Origin of the sequence: Cellvibrio sp. KY-YJ-3 (assembly GCF_008806955.1) — a bacterium.
Taxonomy (GTDB): domain Bacteria; phylum Pseudomonadota; class Gammaproteobacteria; order Pseudomonadales; family Cellvibrionaceae; genus Cellvibrio.
In genome coordinates, this window is record NZ_CP031727.1 from 2,589,697 (window position 1) to 2,609,256 (window position 19,560).

The 19,560-nt window shown below is 51.1% G+C and carries 13 protein-coding genes; 10 read left to right on the forward strand and 3 right to left on the reverse strand.

What is annotated here, in order from left to right; translation table 11 throughout:
- Positions 1-19 precede the first annotated feature (19 nt).
- The 8 genes from D0B88_RS10950 (at position 20) to D0B88_RS10985 (ending at position 13,262) form a co-directional block, all read left to right on the forward strand.
- Positions 20-646, forward strand: a complete 627-nt coding sequence (locus D0B88_RS10950) for an aspartyl/asparaginyl beta-hydroxylase domain-containing protein (RefSeq protein ID WP_151057129.1) — start codon at positions 20-22, stop codon at positions 644-646.
- Positions 639-1,796 (forward strand): sulfotransferase family protein, encoded by a 1,158-nt coding sequence (locus D0B88_RS10955; RefSeq protein WP_151057131.1) that lies wholly within the window; start codon positions 639-641, stop codon positions 1,794-1,796. The genes D0B88_RS10950 and D0B88_RS10955 overlap by 8 nt, the downstream gene beginning before the upstream one ends.
- Before the next feature lie 9 nt (positions 1,797-1,805).
- Positions 1,806-2,291, forward strand: coding sequence for a GNAT family N-acetyltransferase (locus tag D0B88_RS10960; RefSeq protein WP_151057133.1), 486 nt, complete (start codon positions 1,806-1,808; stop codon positions 2,289-2,291).
- A gap of 215 nt (positions 2,292-2,506) precedes the next feature.
- Positions 2,507-3,028, forward strand: a complete 522-nt coding sequence (locus tag D0B88_RS10965; RefSeq protein WP_151057135.1) for a phage tail protein — start codon at positions 2,507-2,509, stop codon at positions 3,026-3,028.
- Between the two features lie 20 nt (positions 3,029-3,048).
- Positions 3,049-3,576, forward strand: coding sequence for a phage tail protein (locus D0B88_RS10970; RefSeq protein WP_151057137.1), 528 nt, complete (start codon positions 3,049-3,051; stop codon positions 3,574-3,576).
- Positions 3,577-3,586: 10 nt separating this feature from the next.
- Positions 3,587-4,126: a phage tail protein gene (locus D0B88_RS10975; RefSeq protein ID WP_151057139.1), complete on the forward strand. Its 540-nt coding sequence runs from the start codon at positions 3,587-3,589 to the stop codon at positions 4,124-4,126.
- Positions 4,127-4,221: 95 nt separating this feature from the next.
- Positions 4,222-5,082, forward strand: a complete 861-nt coding sequence (locus D0B88_RS10980; RefSeq protein ID WP_151057141.1) for a sulfotransferase — start codon at positions 4,222-4,224, stop codon at positions 5,080-5,082.
- Positions 5,079-13,262, forward strand: a complete 8,184-nt coding sequence (locus D0B88_RS10985; protein WP_151057143.1) for a DUF4347 domain-containing protein — start codon at positions 5,079-5,081, stop codon at positions 13,260-13,262. The genes D0B88_RS10980 and D0B88_RS10985 overlap by 4 nt, the downstream gene beginning before the upstream one ends.
- A 23-nt stretch (positions 13,263-13,285) precedes the next feature.
- On the opposite strand, the gene D0B88_RS10990 is transcribed toward D0B88_RS10985, so the two are convergent.
- From D0B88_RS10990 to D0B88_RS11000, 3 genes are all read right to left on the reverse strand, one after another.
- Entirely contained in the window at positions 13,286-14,305 is a 1,020-nt protein-coding gene (locus D0B88_RS10990) for a DUF72 domain-containing protein (protein ID WP_151057145.1), read from the reverse strand.
- 62 nt (positions 14,306-14,367) lie between these two features.
- Positions 14,368-14,916 carry an adenylyl-sulfate kinase gene (gene cysC, locus D0B88_RS10995; protein WP_151057147.1) on the reverse strand — a complete coding sequence of 183 codons (549 nt, stop codon included), beginning with the start codon at positions 14,914-14,916 and terminating at the stop codon, positions 14,368-14,370.
- A 26-nt stretch (positions 14,917-14,942) separates the two neighbouring features.
- Positions 14,943-16,559 (reverse strand): cation:proton antiporter family protein, encoded by a 1,617-nt coding sequence (locus D0B88_RS11000; RefSeq protein WP_151057149.1) that lies wholly within the window; start codon positions 16,557-16,559, stop codon positions 14,943-14,945.
- 121 nt (positions 16,560-16,680) lie between these two features.
- On the opposite strand from D0B88_RS11000, the gene D0B88_RS11005 reads away from it, so the two are divergent.
- Entirely contained in the window at positions 16,681-17,478 is a 798-nt protein-coding gene (locus tag D0B88_RS11005; protein ID WP_151057151.1) for a PhzF family phenazine biosynthesis protein, read from the forward strand.
- Positions 17,479-17,625: 147 nt separating this feature from the next.
- On the forward strand, positions 17,626-19,548 hold the full coding sequence (locus D0B88_RS11010) for a methyl-accepting chemotaxis protein (RefSeq protein WP_151057153.1): 1,923 nt from the start codon (positions 17,626-17,628) through the stop codon (positions 19,546-19,548).
- Positions 19,549-19,560: the final 12 nt, after the last annotated feature.

Sequence of the window (19,560 nt, forward strand, 5' to 3'; positions counted from 1 at the left end):
GTTAATAAGAGAGCTGCGAATGGAAAATCCTGTTGCTGTTTCTTCACCTGAGGTTTCTTTTGCGCGGCTCGCCTGTGTAATTCGGTTGACTGCTTTACAGGCGGAAGTTGAATTACTACTGCACCTTTCGCAAGTAGCTGAGACCTGGGTTGATCACGTCAATAAAAACGATTATCGCGGTGGTTGGGATGTATTGCCCCTGCGCTGCCAACGCCAACACCTTAGTGCACATCCCATCCTGCAAGGTTTTGCCATAGCCAATGGCGATGACTGGGAAAACTTACCGGTATTGGATCAGTGCCCGGCAATTGCCGCCATTTTTAATCAACTGCAATGCCCCATCAAAGCGGCGCGTTTAATGCGTTTAAAAGCCGGCGCAGAAATAAAACCCCATCGCGATCAAGGGTTAAGTATTGCGTATGGCGAGGCGCGGTTACATGTGCCAATTTACACCAGTGCGGATGTAAGTTTTATTGTCGACAATAAAATTGTTCCCATGAACGCGGGTGAGTTGTGGTATTTCAACGCCGATCAAACTCACGAATTTTACAATTACGGCAGCGAAGACCGGATTAATTTGGTAATCGATTGCGTGGCTAACAACTGGCTATGTAACGCAATTGCGACTGGTGTGCCAAATGCCTGAATTTTATGCGGAATACTGCGCGTTAATTAGCTCCAGCGAGCAGCTTGAACAATGTAAAAGAGCGCATTCGCTGCAGAATTTGTTGGCGATTATCAAAAAACTATGGCATTGCCCCGAGCGTAGCGATAACCAGTTGCTGGATGATATCGCGCAACTCAATCAATTTCCCATAACTGAAAATCAGGCCCAGTTTGCAAAGAATTGGTTGCCTTATCGCTACCGCCCTGGGCAACAGCGCGTGTACTGGCTCTTACCCTTTGGTCATGCCACCGAGCCATTTCAGGATGAAACTATTTCCCGCTACCGTCAGCAATTGATTAATCAAATAATCCAGCCTTGTAGCACTTTGGCGGTTGCGCAACAACAGGCGATAGCGCTTGCCGATGCACAACCTGCGGGTTTTATTTTTCATTTGTCGCGCTGCGGTTCTACGTTAATTTCGGGTTGTTTATCTGAACTGGATTCCACTTGTGTTTTTTCCGAATCGCCTTTGTTGACAGAATTATTGTTGGATAAAAACCTGTCAGTGCAAGAGCAGCAAAATTTACTGCGTGCTTTTATTAACTTGCAAGCGGCAGTGTTTCCCAATCGCCCACAGGTGATTATTAAATGGAACGCCTGGGATATTTTTTGCTGGGATTTAATTCACGCAATTTATCCGCAAGTACCAGTGGTTTTTGTAGTGCGCAACCCGGTAGAGATTTTGGCTTCCCATCAGAAGCTAGCGGGGCGGCATATGGCGGGTGAACCAGGGTTAGCACAATTTAATAGCATGTTTTCAAGGGCGACTAATCATCTTTCGCTGTTGCAGTATCGCACTGATGTATTGCGGAGCTTGCAGCAGAAAATGCACAGTATTCAGACACAAAATTCTATTTTGTGTATGGATTACAGCCAATTGAAATATTCGGGCATAAACACCATTTTTCGCTATTTTGACTTGACGCTAACAGGGGAAGAACAGACAGCGGTGATGCAGCGACTCGGTATTCACTCAAAAACCCCCGGCGTATTGTTCACACAGGATTCACTGAGTAAACAATCATTATTTTCTGCCGCGGATAAACACTATATAGAGCAACAGTTGTTCGTTACTTATGAGCTGCTGCGTGAAGCGGCCACCTGCTTGGCTGAGCCAGAGGGTTATTAAGGAGTTGTAATGGAAAAAAATATCTTTTTGCCTGCCGGGATTTGTGTGCGTTTAGCGGATGCTACAGATGATGCATTTTTATTTTCACTGTTTTGCGAGGCGCGACCTGAATTAGCCTATTTACCGCTCCCCCCTGCACAGGTGGAAACCTTATTGGCTCAGCAATACCAATTACAGCAGCGCGGTTATGCCAATCAATATCCCACCGCCAGAAATTGGATTATTGAGTGTGAGTCACAAGTCGTTGGCAAGATCATGCTGGCTGAACTGGTAAATTTTATACACATTGTTGATTTTGTTATCGCATTTAGTTGGCGCAGCCGGGGTATAGGTTCAGCGGTATTGAATGCAGTAAAGCACTATGCGAGCGCGCAATCCTTAGGCCTGAGCTTGCAAGTTGAGCGTCAAAATATTGCGGCAAAACGGCTTTACACCCGAATTGGTTTTAATGTTTGTCAATTAACTGTCACGCATCAGGCGATGGAGTGCAAATAACTGTGTTATGGCTCGTAATGTGAATTAGTTCTGCTATACCTTAGTCTTCAATTTGGAGTTGGCGTGTCCACGGAGAATGATCTTTTATTCAGGAAAGAATGGCTGTTGTTAGCAGTGTGTTATGGCGCGTGGGTCTGCGCTTAATCATTCAAGGATTACATTTCATAATCAACCCTGACCTTTAAGGACAGGTTTTCTGAATCAAGGAGTTATTGATGTCTGATTTTTTCCTCGGAGAAATTAAGCTTCTCCCTTACAACTGGGCACCCAAGTATTGGACTTTGTGTGCCGGGCAATTACTGCCAATCAATTCCAACCAAGCCCTTTTTTCACTTCTGGGCACTACTTATGGTGGTGATGGAGTCACTACCTTTGCATTGCCTGATTTGCGTGGCCGCGTACCGGTTCACCCAAATGTAAATGCGGGTCTGCCCCAAGGCAGCAAAGCGGGTGTGGAAAATGTAACACTCACTACTGCTAACTTGCCCGCACACAACCACGGCGTGTCTGCTAGTACTAGCCAAGGCGATAACCTGGCTTTTGCCAACAATTATATTGCGGGCGGTAAGGGTAATGCGGGCGACGTTAATTTGTATGAAGCTCCAAACAGCCTGCAACCATTGAATCCGGCATCGGTATCCAATACCGGCGGCAGCCAGCCTCACGAAAATTGCCAGCCTTCGTTGGTACTCAATTATTGCATTGCCACCCAAGGCATTTACCCTTCACGTAACTGACTCACATAAGGAGAATCACAATGGATCCATATCTCGGTGATATCCGCCTTTTTGCGGGTAGTTTTGCACCAGCTGGCTGGGTGCTGTGCGATGGTCGTTTGCTCGCCATCAGCGAAAATGATGCGTTATTTGCAATTGTCGGAACCACCTTTGGCGGCGATGGTGTGAGTACGTTTGGCGTTCCTGATTTGCGCGGTCGGCTTCCAGTTGGCCAAGGAAATGGAGCGGGGTTGACGCCGCGGGTTATCGGCCAACAGTTTGGTGTTGAGTCGGTCACCCTGCTAACCACGCAAATCCCTGCGCACAACCATACGTTTAATGCGAGTACTACCGCACCGTCTACTTCTCCCAGCCCGGCGGGAACGGTATTTGCCCACAGTGATACCGATAAAATTTATGTTTCATCTCCAACTGGGCCAGTGCCAGAGACGTTGAACGCTGCCACTGTGCAAGCTGCTGGAGGCTCCCAGCCGCACAATAACATCATGCCGACCACTGCGATTAACTACATCATGTGTGTCTCTGGCATTTTCCCATCGCGCAATTAAGGAGTGAACTATGGAACCTTTTATCGGTGAAATCCGTTTGTTGCCATTTAGCTTTGCTCCCAAAAATTGGGCGTTATGTAATGGCCAAATACTACCAATCCAATCCAATACGGCGCTGTTCTCCATCATTGGTACCACCTATGGCGGTAACGGCACCACCAATTTCCAGTTGCCTAATTTGCAAGGCCAAGTAGTTGCTGGTGTAGGCCAAGGGCCGGGATTGAGCCCTTGGAGTTGGGGAGAGCAGCAGGGTGAGAATGGGATGACCTTACTCACGACTGAAATTCCCGCCCATAATCATTTGATCACTGCCATGAACAATCCGGGTAATGCATCAACACCGGCAGCAGATGCTTATCTGGCAAAAGATGTGCGTGGTGGTAGCGGTGGGACAATAAACTACATGCTGACTCCCGGAACAACCAATACGACTATGGCGCCACAAACCATAGGTGTAAATGGTGGTGGGCAGGCCCATGAAAATCGTCAGCCGTTTTTGGCATTAAATTATTGCATTGCGCTGGCTGGTGTTTTTCCTACGCGCAATTGATAAGTGTATTCCCGGCGTAACTGCCGGGATTTTTTCATAAAGTTTTAACCCAATACCTTTTTCACTCAATATTTTTTGAATCAAGTAAAACATCAATGCCAACTAAATTGCATTTTATTTCCGGATTGCCTCGCTCAGGATCAACTCTCCTGGCAGGAATACTACGACAAAATCCGCGCTTCCATGCCGCTATGAGCAGCCCTGTGGCTGGCTTGGTAAATGGCGCGCTTGAGCAGATGGGCGCGGGCAGTGAATCCTATTCGTTTTTTGATGAACAAAAACGCAAGCGTATTTGTAAGGCGCTCCTCGATGCCTATTATGCCGATAAAGACCAACCGGTAATTTTTGATACCAACCGTCATTGGACGGCGCGGCTGCATCAATTAATTGAATTAGTGGATGACTTTAAAGTGATTTGCTGTGTGCGTAATCCCGCGTGGATTATGGACAGTTTTGAAATGATTTACCGAAAAAATCCCTTCGACTACAGCCGCATGTTTAATGCTGGGTCACGTCAGACGGTTTACAGCCGCTGTGAGTCATTAATCAATGCTGGTGGTGCGGTGGGATCTGCATGGACTGCATTAAAAGAAGCTTATTACGGTGAGTTTTCCGAGCGTTTGTTGCTGGTGGATTACGACCTACTTACCCAGCATCCGGCACGCACGCTGGAATTAATTTATCGCTTTATTGATGAGCCGCAATTCGATCACGATTTTAATAATGTGGACTACTCAGAAAACGAATTCGACCAAAATCTGGGAGTAAAAGGTTTGCACAGTGTGAAGAAAAAGGTGGAGTTCAAAAGTCGGCGCAGTATTTTGCCACCGGATTTATTTGTGAAATATCAGGAAATGGATTTTTGGCAGGATCAGGCGGGAACTTCCGCCAATATTATCGCGAGTAAGAAACCAGCGGCGACAGGTGCGCCTCTAAACGGGAATTTATCATCATGAGAAATCTTTTATTCAGTGGGCTTTCTTCGCTGTTGTTACCCATGGGGGCCTATGCAGGGCCAACAGCCGGGGCGAGCTATCAGCGGACTTATTTAAGTGCATCAATCAATGCATCAACGGCAGATTTGTCGCACGCTAGTGTATTGCCGCGTGACTTGGTTGATTTGTCCGGTGATCAACTGGATATTCAAGTTGCGCACGCTGTGCGTGAATTGGTGATTGTGGATGACGGGGTCGCGGAAACGGATAAAGCCGTATTGCGTCGCGCGTTAAAGCCAGGTGTGGAAATGGTGCATATCAGTTCTGCCGCAGCGGGTTTGCCGCAATTGATTGCAGCGCTGGAAGGGCATAAAAATCTTGCGGCAATCCATATTATTTCCCACGCCGAAGCCGGTGCTATTTTGCTCGGTAATTCGCGTATTACCGCTGAAAATATCCAGCGCGAAGTTCAGGCTTTCGCTGCTTTGAATGGTGCTGTGCGTGAAGGCGGTGACTTATTATTTTACGGTTGTGACCTCGCGGCTAATAAAGCTGGTGAAGAGTTGCTGGATATCATCAGCAATAAAACCGGTTTGGATGTGGCGGCATCTAATAATTTAACCGGTAATTCCGAGTTGCAAGGCGACTGGGATTTGGAAGTTAAACGCGGGAATGTTGAAGCGGCTTTAGCGTTTTCAGAAAAATCCCTGAAAGATTTTTCCAATGTGTTAGTGGCTTCGTCTGGGACGAAAGATTTTACATCTGGCTGGACGGATAATAACAGCAGTCTGACCTCGACAGACTTCATTGTTACAGGTTTTGACAGTGGAGGTAGTCCGATTTCTGATCTTAGTTTTGTTATACCCGGCTATGCTAACGCTGCGTATTTGCAGACTGGGTACGATTCATCAACCACCGGGACTTATTTCCAGGTTGCTGTCGACGGAACGAATACTGGGAGTTTTGAACTGACTGGTTTGATTGCGGGAGAAGCGCCTGCATTAGGTGGTAATTTTACAAATGTGCATATTGTGGGAATCAAGCCGGACAATAGCACGATTACATCTGGCGAACTTGATGGAACAGGGGGAACCAGTGATACCTTCACCTTTGGCGCAGGTCAGCTAACCAATTTTTCCGGTGTACAGCTGAAAGCGTTCAAGTTGGTGTTCGATACTACCAGCGGGTCTAGTACCAAACCCTTCTTTGAATTCCGTAGTTTTAGTATCACCGGCGCTCTTGCTCCGTCACCCACCATCACTTCCGCCACCTACAACACCACCTCTGGTGCGTTGGTGGTTACCGGTACCAACTTCACCGCAACCGGAGGTGCAACCAATGATGTTGATGCTAGCGACTTTACCCTGACCGGTGAGGGGGGCAGCACTTACACGCTTACTGATACGGACGATGTGGAAATTTCGTCGGCCACTAGCTTCACCCTGACACTCAGTGCAACTGATCGCGCGGCAGCGAATTTAATCATCAATAAAACTGGCACCAGTTCTACTGGCGCTACTACCTATAACCTTGCCGGTGCAGCTGGTTTTATAGCGGCTTCGGGCGCAACAGCTGACCTGACGGGTAACGGCATTACGGCTACCGTTGCTGCGCCCACGGTGACTTCCGCTACCTATGATGCGAGTACCGGGGCATTGGTTGTGACTGGCACTAACTTGAAAAAACTGAATGGTGCTGATAATGAAATTATTGCGAATAAATTCACGCTAAGAGGTGAGGGCGGCACTACCTATACCCTCACAGATACGGCGAATGTGGAGATCTCATCCGGCACCAGCTTTACCCTGAGCCTGAGTGCGACCGATAAGGCCGGCGCTAACCTGATCCTCAATAAAAACGGTACGCTTTCTACGGATATTTCCACCTACAACTTAGCGGCCGCAGAAGATTGGAATGCCGGTGCAGATGCAGCAGTGACGATTGCTGACACTACCGGTAATGGCGTTACCGTGAGCAATGTTGCTGTACCCACCATTACCAGCTCCACTTATGATGTGTCGACAGGTGCTCTGGTCGTCACTGGCACCGGGCTGCTGAAGTCACAGGGCGCCACCAATGATATAGTGGCCAATAAATTTACGTTCACAGGTCAGGGCGCGGCGACTTACGCATTGACCGATACCGCGAATGTTGAAGTTACCTCCGGAACCAGTTTTACCCTGACGCTTAGCGCTACTGATCGCAATGCCGTAGGCGCATTGCTGAATAAAAATGGCACCAGTGCAAATGATGCAACCACCTATAACCTTGCTGCTGCTGAGGATTGGAATGCGGGTGCTGATTCGGCTGTAGTTACTGCGGATTTGACGGGTAATGGCATTACCACCAGTAATGCATTTACAGCCCCGAACGCCCCGACCATCGGCACAGCTACCGCCGGTGATGCTCAAGTTTCTGTCACCTTTACTGCGCCGGGTAGTAACGGCGGTTCAGCAATTACCACTTATACCGCTACGGCTAGCCCCGGTGGTGCATTTGGTACCTGTGCTGGTCCCGCTGCTTGTACTGCTACGGTAACTGGCCTTAGTAATGGGACTGCTTACACCTTTACCGTTACTGCGACTAACGCCATAGGCACCAGTGTTGCGTCGGGGGCTTCCAACTCGGCGACACCTAAAGGAAACCAAACCATCACTTTTGCTAACCCGGGCACACAAAACTTTGGAACTACTCCAACCCTCACGGCGACTGCGGACTCTGCAACAGGAACTGATAATTTAACGGTCACTTTCAGCTCATCTACCACTGGTGTTTGTACCATCACCAGCGGCGGTGCACTGACCTTTGTAACGGCCGGTAGCTGTACCATTGATGCAGATCAGGCGGGTGACTCGGCTACCAATTCAGCACCTACCGTCAGCCGCACCTTTACTGTCAATGCGATAGTGCCGGATGCGCCGACTATTGGTACTGCAACTGCAGGTGATACCCAGGCGGATGTGACCTTTACCGCACCAGTTAATACCGGCGGGGCAGCGATTACCGGTTATACCGTGACCTCTAACCCTGGTGGTTTTACTGGAACAGGTGCAGGTTCACCAATTACTGTGTCCAGTTTGACCAACGGTGTTTCATACACCTTTACCGTAACGGCGACTAACTCGGCGGGTACTGGTGCGGCTTCTGGTGCATCTAACTCGATCACGCCGGCATCACCGCAAACCATTACCTTTGCTAATCCAGGCACTCAGAACTTTGGGACTTCGCCAACATTGTCAGCTACTTCAACTTCAAGTCTGACGGTCAGCTTCACATCATCTACAACAGGTGTTTGTACTGTTAGTGGTACAACTCTGACTTTCCTGTCGGCGGGTATCTGTACGATTAATGCGGACCAAGCGGGCGATTCATCCTTCCTGGCTGCATCGCAAGTGAGCCAGTCTTTTAGTGTTAGTCCCGTAGTTCCCGGTGCACCAACCATAGGGACTGCAATCGCCGGTGATACTCAGGCGAGCGTTGCCTTTGTTGCCCCGGTGAATATCGGCGGCTCGGCGATTACCGGTTATACCGTGACGGTAAACCCAGCGGATGTTGCGCCTGTGATGGGCGCATCTTCACCGATTGTGGTGACCGGGCTGACTAACGGACAGGCCTACACTTTTACCGTGACGGCGGATAACGTTGCTGGTACTGGCCCTGCGTCCAGTGCATCCAACTCGATAACGCCCAAGTCGATCCAGACGGTTACCTTTGCTAACCCTGGGCCGCGAAACTTTGGTACCACGCCAACACTGATTGCAACTACGGATGCGACTGGTTTGACGCCGACCTTTACCTCATCAACTCCCGGTGTTTGTACGATTACGAGCGGCGGTACATTGACTTTCGTCACTGTAGGTACCTGTACGATTAATGCTGATCAGGCGGGTGACGCTAGCTACTTGGCCGCACCCCAGGTGACCAATAGCTTCACCGTAAATGCGGTAGTGCCTGGTGCACCGGTTATTGGCAGTGTCACTGCTGGCGACACCCAGGCTAGCGTTAGTTTCAGTGCACCCGCCTTTACTGGTGGTGCAGCGGTTACCGGTTATACCGTCACCGCTAACCCCGGCGGAGCGACTGCAACCGGTGCTGGTTCACCAATCACCTTTACCGGCCTGACCAACGGCACCAGTTATACCTTTACCGTAACCGCAACCAACAGTGTGGGGACTGGTTCCGCATCGGCGGCGTCTGCTGCGGTTACACCTAACGGTCCGCCATCTATCAACGGCACTCCGGCGCTTACTGTTAATGAGGACAGCGCTTACAGTTTTGTACCCAGTGCAACAGATACTATGGGCGACACTTTGACTTTCAGTATTGCCAACAAGCCTGCTTGGGCCGCATTTGACACTACTACTGGCGCCTTGACGGGTACGCCGATAAACGCGGATGTCGGTACTACTAGCGCTATTGTGATCAGCGTTAGCGATGGCAGCTTGAGTTCAAGTTTGGCCGCATTTGATCTAACTGTGGTGAATATTAATGATGCACCTCTAATCAGCGGTACACCGACGACGTCGGTTGATCAGGACGTTGCCTACAGCTTCACCCCAACCGCGAGCGATGTGGATGTGGGCGATGTGCTGACTTACAGCATCACCAACAAACCGACCTGGGCCGCGTTTGATACCGCAACCGGTGCACTGACCGGCACACCAACCAATGTGGATGTGGGCACTACCACCGGAATCGTCATCACTGTCAGCGACGGCACCTTGAGCGCAAGCCTGGCGGCGTTTGACCTGACTGTGACCAACGTGAACGAGGCGCCCGTGATTAGCGGTACGCCGACGACGTCGGTTGATCAGGACATTGCTTACAGCTTCACCCCAACCGCGAGCGATGTGGATGTGGGCGATGTACTGACTTACAGCATCACCAATCAACCCACCTGGGCCGCGTTTGACACTGCAACCGGTGCCTTGACCGGCACACCAACCAATACCGATGTGGGCACTACCACCGGAATCGTCATCACTGTGAGCGACGGCACCTTGAGCGCAAGCCTGGCGGCGTTTGACCTGACTGTGACCAACGTGAATGAGGCGCCTGTGATTAGCGGTACGCCATTGGTATCAGTCGATCAGGACGTTGCTTACAGCTTTATCCCAACCGCGAGCGATGTGGATGTGGGCGATGTGCTGACTTACAGCATCACCAACAAACCGACCTGGGCCGCGTTTGATACCGCAACCGGTGCCTTGACCGGTACACCAACCAATACGGATGTGGGCACTACCACCGGAATCGTCATCACTGTCAGCGACGGCACCTTGAGCGCAAGCCTGGCGGCGTTTGACCTGACTGTGACCAACGTGAACGAAGCGCCCGTGATTAGCGGTACGCCATTGGTATCAGTCGATCAAGACGTTGCTTACAGCTTCACCCCAACCGCAAGTGACGTGGATGTAGGCGATGTGCTGACTTACAGCATCACCAATCAACCCACCTGGGCCGCGTTTGATACCGCCACCGGTGCTTTGACCGGCACACCAACCAATACCGATGTGGGCACTACCACCGGAATCGTGATCACTGTCAGCGACGGCACCTTGAGCGCAAGCCTGGCGGCGTTTGACCTGACCGTGACCAACGTGAACGAGGCGCCCGTGATTAGCGGTACGCCATTGGTATCAGTCGATCAAGACGTTGCTTACAGCTTCACCCCAACCGCAAGTGACGTGGATGTAGGCGATGTGCTGACTTACAGCATCACCAACAAACCCACTTGGGCCGCGTTTGACACTGCAACCGGTGCTTTGACCGGCACACCAACCAATACCGATGTGGGCACTACCACCGGAATCGTCATCACCGTCAGCGATAGTGTGCTGAGTGCATCATTACCAGCCTTCAATCTGGAAGTGATTGAAACCATCGACCCATTGCAGCCGGTGGTTACTGCACCGGAAGATATCGCCATCAACGCCACCGGGCTTTACACACCGGTAAGCCTGCGTCAGTTGTTGAGCCTCAACGCCTCGGCGACCCAAGAGCAGGTGGATGCGATTCTCAACAGCATGGCCAGTGATGGGGTGAGTGGTAATACCTGTTGCACCACCAATCCGGAAGGCTTGAACGTCAACAATGTATTGCTCTTGCCACCGGGTCGTCATGAAGTGAGCTGGAGTGCGACCAACGGAGCCGATGTCACGGGTACCGCTACGCAAGTGGTCGATATCCGTCCGCTGGTATCCCTGAGCAAGTCACAAATCGCCATCCGTGGCAGTGCGGTGGAATTCCGTGTGCTGCTCAATGGCAAAGCGCCGGAATACCCTGTCGCGATACCCTACGTGATCGACGCGGCTACTACCGCAGGCACTACCGAACACAATCTGGTCAATGGCCTAGCCAACTTCACCGAAGCAGGGCAGCTGGAAGTGATAGTGCCAGTGCAACTGGCTACCCTCAGTGGCTTGAGCGACAGTGAACTGGTGGTACGTTTGGATGGCGATATCAATGCCGGTGTCGCCAACAGCCACACCATCCGTATCCGCGAAGGCAATATCGCCCCGATGGTGAGCCTGCAGTTGACGCAAGGGGGTGTAAACACCATCCAGATTACCCCTGCCGGCGGCCCGGTCACCCTGACCGCCACCGTCACCGACCTGAACCCCGGCGATACCCACAGCTACAACTGGTCAGCCAGTGACACAGCGCTGGGCGATACCGACGGCAACCCGGTCAACAACACCCTGGTGTTCGACCCGAGCAACTTGAGCGGTCGTCATCAGGCACAAGTGACCGTCACCGACACGGGTGGTGCCACTGCCAACGTACAGCTCTACTTCCGTGTCGTACCGAGCCTGCCAGTGCTAGTACCGGATGCCGACACCGACGGCGATGGTGTTACTGACACCAACGAAGGCTTTGGCGACACCAACGGCAACGGTATCCCCGACTATCTGGACAACATGCCCACCAGCAACATCCTGCCGCAGCAGGGCGCGATCACGAACGCCTACCTGATCGAATGTGATCCCGGTGTGCGGTGTGGCCTCGGCCAATTTGCGTTGGTCGGCGAGTCTGGCGGTGTGCAAATCCTTAACGAAGAGCTGGGCACTACCGGTGAATTGATCATCGACCCCACCTTTGAACCGGTGGGAGGCATCTTTGACTTCGTGATCAACGACCTGCCAACCCTGGGTCAAAGTGTGCGCATAGTGATCCCGCAAGTAGCGCCGATTCCCGCCAATGCGGTCTATCGCAAATACCAGGATGGCCGTTGGGTCAACTTCATCAGCAATGCCAACAACAGCATCTTCTCCGCCCCCGGCAACCCCGGTTACTGCCCGCCACCGGGCAACCCGGATTGGACACCCGGCCTGACCGCCGGCAACCTCTGCGTCCAGCTGACCATTGAAGACGGAGGGCCGAACGACGATGACGGCTTGATCAACGCCGCGATTGTGGACCCGGGCGCCGTGAGTGTTGCACTGCCGGTGGAACCACCCCCTCCGCCACCGCCAGCGCCGGATGTAAACCTCAAATCCAAAGGCGGTGGTGCGATAGATGGACTCTGGCTCTTGTTATTAGGAGGCGTATTGATGATGAAATGGATCACGGGAACAAACCGCCGGGGCTTGATCGCCCTGGCCCTGATTGCCACCTCGGCCTCCAGCCAGGCGCTGACCGACGGCAAAGCCTATGTGCGGGTAGATGTTTACAAAGTAGAAGGCGACCAACGCGAAGCGACGTTCACTCAAGCCCTGAGCGCCGCCGGTCACGAGTTCACGGTTGATAAGTACGACATCGACCGTCGCGGCTACCAAATCGCCTTTGGCTACCAATGGCACGACTACACCTACAGCGAACTGGGCTATCTGGAACTGGGCGATGTAACAGTGGATATGACCCTCGACGGCGACACCGACCTGACGGCATTCAAACGCGACTTCGCGAATGCCTACCCGGTCAGCGCCAGCGGCTGGACAGCAGTGCAGGGGTTAACGCTGCTGCGCAACCAGCCGGTGAATATCTCATTGGAAGCGGGCGCCTATTTCTGGCAGGACGAAAAAGAGACCAACCAGCAACCCATCACCCTGCAAAGTGACAGTGGTGTTGCACCGCTGGCGGGTATTCGGTTGGATTTAGGGCTGACCAAAAACCTGTCCTACGGGTTGAGTGTAAGACGTATTTATCTGGCGGATCAGGTAGTGGATATGTATTCGTTATCGGGGCGTTTGCGGTTTTAGCTGGTGATAAGCCTGAACTTGCACTAACTATTTCCTTTAAGGGTCCGCGCCAATTCGATTACCGATAAGGGCGCGGAGCCTTCTGCTTTATTGCTGAGTGTGACAAATACATTCTGCCCACCACTTGCTGTTCCGCTAATTACTTTTGCCAGCGCCATGCGTGTTTCTATGTCCGGGTCGATGATCTTGTCGTAAGGCTCATAGGCATCTTTGGCATCTTCATAACCAAATGCGCCATGCACCGGGTTTAAATTCCAGCGACAGACAAATGGCCCGGGCCAGAGCGCACGCAAAATGGGAAGTTGCTCGCTAATACGCGGCATTTTTGCATGTAAACCCATGCAATAAGTCGCGCCGGTATCGCGTAATGCCGCCACAAATTGCGGTGTTAACCACTGCGGGTCGCGCACTTCAACGGCGACAACGCCATCATGGGCAATGCTTTTTAAATTGGGAATGGATTTTAATAATAGGTGCAAACGGTCTATTAATTTAGGCATCTGTGCGAGCCAGTGAGCGGGCAGGGGGCTGATCTGAAAAACCAGTGCACCTAATTTGTGTTGCAGACCTTGTAGTGCCGGCTCCGCAAATAATTGCACAGCATCTGCGGCGTTTAAGAAATTGGCATTGGCGCGCCTGCCGCGACCGCTTTCATCGCGCACCAACGCATCGGTAACCAAACTTGGGGCTTTCACCACAAAACGAAAATCATTGCCTACTTGTGAGGCATATTGCGCGAACTGGGCAAGGTTAAGTGGGCGATAAAAACTGCGGTCGATACTGACTGTTCGAAACAGCGGATGCTGGCCATAAGCTGCCAGTCCATAACGCGATAAGTTTGATTCGGTGTAATCACCATTCCACACTAGTCCATTCCAGCCGGGATAATTCCAGGATGATGTACCGAGCCGCACCTTCGCGGGCAGCGTATCTGCAAGTGCTATCCATTCTGGATCAGGATTCACCGGCGCAATCGCTTTGGTTGACTTTTTGGTCTGTTTTACGGTGGCGATCTCTGAACCATCAAACAGAGGGTTTTGCATAGATAAATTGCCCAAGTGGAATGACAAGGTGTCACTAAGAAAATCCTTGTCGTTTTTTATGGCTACTTGACCGCTAGATAGTGATTGGTTTGTAAATACTGAACAATTTGTGCAACGCATTGCTCAGGGTTCATTTGGTCAGTGTGCAGATGAATATCCGCATTAGTTGGCCGATCATAGGCGGAATCTATACCGGTAAATTGTGCAATTTTACCTTCACGCACTTTGCGGTATAGCCCTTTAGGGTCGCGCGCCTCACATACACTTAAAGGTGCATCGATAAATACTTCAAGAAAATCACCTGGGGCAAAACGCGACCGCAATTCGCGCCGGGTTTTTTCAAACGGGGAAATGGTGGCGCAAATCACCAGCAAACCTGCATCCACCATTAACCGCGCTACCTCACCAATGCGGCGTAAGTTTTCAGCGCGGTCTTCTTCGCTAAAGCCCAAATCTTTGCACAGCCCCTGACGAAGCAAATCGCCATCCAGCAAATACGTATTGCACCCTAATTCGGTTAGTTGGGTTTGTAGCGCTGCAGCAGTAGTGGATTTTCCGGCGCCACTCAAACCGGTAAACCAAAGTACGCAGGGGCGATAGTGTTTGGCCATAGTTTCATATATCCCTTTCTTTTTAATTAAACGGTAACTGGATCTACAGCAGTGTTCGCCGGTGGCATGGACAATAACTCATGCATCGCGCTGTCTGCGAGTGCTTGGCCTGCGCCATCGTAAACGTAAAAAATGGCGTTGGCTCCCAGGCTGCGCAGTATTTCTACTTCTTCTTCGTATTGCACTATGGCGGCGATTTTGCCCTTGAAGCGGCGGTGTTTTAATTGTTTGAGTGCAAACACATTGCCCTGATGGTATGGCATGGCTAATACGATTAACTGGATCTGATCAGTATTCACCAGCTTGTCCCAAAAATCCGAGTCAGATGCATCGCCTTCAGCAAGGCACATATCGGCCACTTTGTGCAGGTGTTCAATGCGCAATGGATTATTGTCCACGCCCAGCACTCGCAGGTTGTATTTCTCCTGCAGCCGCTGGTAAGCCCCGCGGCCAATACGGCCCATACCAAACACAATCGCCTGGGCATCGCCCAAATACAGTGGGCGATCCTGCGGGCGCAGTTTTTCTGCTGGCAGGTCGGGGCGCTTGGCAACAAAGTACTGATACAGGCGCTCGCTGTAGGCATTGGCGATGGCCGAAAACACAAAACTCAGTGATACCGCAAGGGCAATAATCACCAGCCAATCTATGGCTAACCAACCGGCAGTAACGGCGAGGCTGGCCACAATCAAACTGAACTCCGAGTAATTACCCAATCCAAGGCTAGTGAGAAAGCTGGTGCGCAACCGCAGGCGAAAGCGCGGCAGTAACAGCATAAATAACACGACTTGTAGCGGTAGCAACAATTGCAACGCAAAGGCCCAGGCAAGGTGATCCCAGCTTGGGTCTGCCATCAGGCCGATGCTGAGAAAAAACGCCACCAGAAACAGCTCTTTGATATTAAAGAGGGATTTAGCCAAACCCGGTGCTGCCCGATGGGTAGAGAGCAGCATGCCTATCAGTAGCGCACCCAAATCACCTTTTACTCCCAGCGCCTCAAACAGCGCATAGCCAATCACTAGCGATAATAAAAAGCCAAACAACACCTGCATTTCGCCATGCCCCAGGCGATCCAGCAGGCGGCGTAAGATCGGTGCCAGTGGAATCAAACCAAGCAGTAAAAATGCCCACACACTGGGAATTTTGCCGGTAGAGGCGCTTAAAAAAATCACCGCGAAAATATCTTGCATCACCAATACACCAATGGCGATACGGCCATAAATGGATTGGCTTTCGCTGCGCTCCTCCAGCATTTTCACTACAAATACGGTACTGGAGAAGGACAGTGCAAACCCAATCAGTACAAAACTGCTCCACTCCATATTGCTGAGGAGTGCGGTTAAACCCAGCATTTTTAGCGTCATAAAAAGTAGCGCAATACCTGCGGTGGTGAGCAGCATATGCAGGGTGGCACCACCCCATATTTCGGCCTTCAACAGCGAGCGGACATCCAGTTTTAACCCGATAGTAAACAGCAGCAGGGTGACTCCCAAATCAGCGATGAATTGAATGTTGTCATTCAATTCATAGCCCATGAAATTCAGCGCAAAACCGGCCACTAAAAAGCCGGTTAATGGCGGCAATCGCAAAAACGACGCTGCCAAGCCGCCGGCAAAAGCGACCAAAATAATAATGGGTTCCATAGGGAGTCTACTGCTTTGATATCGAAGAGGTTTTCAGAGTAACAAATTTACAATAGGCTCGCCAAACTCACCAAGCTGCACTCGGCTTTGTTACTCCATACTCACGCGCAGGAGATTCGCTATGAGTTACCCCATGTATTTAGTTGATGCCTTTGTCGACCAACCCTTTAGCGGCAACCCCGCTGGCGTTTGTATTGTGGATCAAGAGCCGCCCGCCGGTTGGATGCAAAATGTCGCACTGGAAATGAATCAGGCGGAAACGGCATTTGTACATAAGCGTGCCGATGGCAGTTGGGACCTGCGCTGGTTTACGCCGCAGGTAGAGGTAAGCCTGTGTGGCCATGCAACGCTCGCTGCCGCCCATGCGTTATGGCTGCACGCCGGAGAAACCGTCGCGACCTTGGAATTCCACACCCTCAGTGGCCGCCTCGCGGCGACAAGAATTGGCGATGAAATCCAACTCGATTTCCCGTACGACTTCCCGCAGTTCATCGCCGAGGTTCCTCCCGTGCTGTTGCAATTATTAGGTGGTCAACCGCAGTGGTTTGGGCAGGGGCGTGACGATCTTATCGCCGTGGTGGATTCCGCCGACGCTGTCCGTAATTTTGTACCCAATGCGGAGCAGATTGCCTCGTTTACCTCGCGCGGATTAATCCTCACCGCTCCGGGTGATGCAGGTTCAGGGTTGGATATGGTCTCGCGCTTTTTTGCACCCAAGGTCGGCATTAACGAAGATCCCGTCACTGGTTCTGCACATTGCTTACTCGCTTGTTACTGGGGGCATCGCCTCGGGAAAACCCATCTGCGCGCGCAACAAGCATCGCCGCGTGGCGGATTGTTAACTCTCGATTGGCAAGGCGAGCGCATTCTGTTGCGCGGCAAAGCGCGCACTATGCTCAGCGGAGAATTTCAGGGCTAATACGCGCTGCTTTTTCCAGATCAACTATCATAAACAAGATAAGTGGGTTGCTATCGCCAATAGTAAGGGTGCTGGGCATCTATCTTGCTAGCAATTTGGCAAGGGCTAACGAAGGCTCGTTACGCTTTGAAATAATTGGAGTTTTATATGTCGATTGCTAAAAAATTTATGTATGCCCTGACCGCCATTTTGCTGTTGGGTGTGGTGTCTGCTGTTCTTCTGGTATATCACCATCAGCGCGAGTTGGCTCAACAGCGTGCCGTCAATGAGAGCAACAGCATTAGCCGCGAAGCGATACGTCTGCTCAGTGTTACCAACAACATAATGATGGAGCGTGTAAAAAGTAGCATGCAGCTGTTGCGTGAATACGGTAGTGAGCTGGGTGAACCACAGCTGGGTGAACGGGTAGTCGTTAATGAACGTGAAACGAATAATCTTTTGCTCGGCGACACGGCTATTGCCAATCAGTTTGATCTGGTGGATAGAACCACCAAAATTATGGGCGGAACAGCCACAATATTTGCGCGCGACAATAATGAGTACGTAAGAATTTCCACCAATGTAATGACACCAACCGGACGCGCCGTTGGCACTATCCTGGCTCCGCAAGGGGCGGCCATCAAAAATATTCAGCAGGGCACTGCGTTTTATGGTGTGGTTGATATTCTCGGCAGCCCATACCTTACCGGTTATGAACCTATCACTAACCAGAGCGGCGATATTATTGGTGTTTGGTATGTGGGCTACAAAGCGGACTTGAATGATTTATTTTCAGCTATTGCGTCCAGTCGCGTATTGGAAGAGGGGTTTGTGGTCATTCGCGATAATACCGGCGCGACACGAGTCCATTCAGACAATCTATCCAAAGACGCTATCGACAAAATCCTTGCCGATCCCGGTACCGATTGGCATCTGCAAACTACCCGTTTTGATGCCTGGGGCTATGAAATTATTACGGTCTATTCCACTCAGGAAATTCAAGCCATGGTGCGTAAAGTTTCCTACCTCTTGACTGCGTTGATTATTGCAATTGGCTTGGTGTTTTTGGTTATCGTTTATTTGCTTATTCAAAAAGTTGTCGTAACGCCGCTACGCCAAACCACTAAACGGCTACACGATATTGTCGACGGCGAAGGCGATCTGACCCTGCGTTTTAATGTAGTGCGCGATGATGAAATCGGCGAGTTGGCCAAAGGGTTTGATTCACTGCTTGATCGGCTGCAAAACACAATCAAATCAGTCGCCAGTGCAACCCACCAATTATCGCAAGCGGCGCGGCATTTAAAATCAATCGCGGTGCAATCCACTGAAGCAATTAATACCCAAGCGCGCGACATAGACGGTATTGCCGCCGCCATACATGAAATGTCCACTACCGCGCAGGAAGTTGCACGCAATGCAGCCAGCGTCGCAACTGCAACACTAACGACCAATAAAGATGCCGAGCAGGGCTACAAAGTTTTGTCAGATACCATTGCGTCGACCGAAACCCTGGCAGGAAACATTGATAGCGCCGCAAAAGTCATTGCAGAGTTGGCTGATACCAGCAATGAAATTGGCACAGTGCTGAATGTGATTCGCTCAATTGCCGAGCAGACTAATTTACTTGCCTTGAACGCCGCGATTGAAGCTGCTCGGGCTGGGGAGCAAGGCCGTGGTTTTGCCGTGGTTGCCGATGAAGTGCGCTCATTAGCCAGCCGCACACAAGCCTCTACTGCCGAGGTGGATAACATGGTGAAACGTTTTCAAAGCAATTCCGGGCGCGCCATTGAACAAATGCGTTTAGCGGATGAAATGATGCGGTTGAATGTCACTGGTGCGCAAAGTTCGGGTGAATCCATCAAAGCAGTATTGCGCAGCGTGTCTGATCTAAACGACCTGAACAGTGAAATTTCACACGCCGTAGTGCAGCAAAGCCATGTTGCGGAAGATATCAATAAAAATATTACCAACATCAATACTGCTGGCGACCAGAGTCAGACACGAGCGCAAGAGACATTGCGCGCATCGGAAGCCCTATCGCAATTATCCGAGGACATTCAACAGCAATTGGCAGCTTACAAAGTGTAAGCTGCGGCGTGG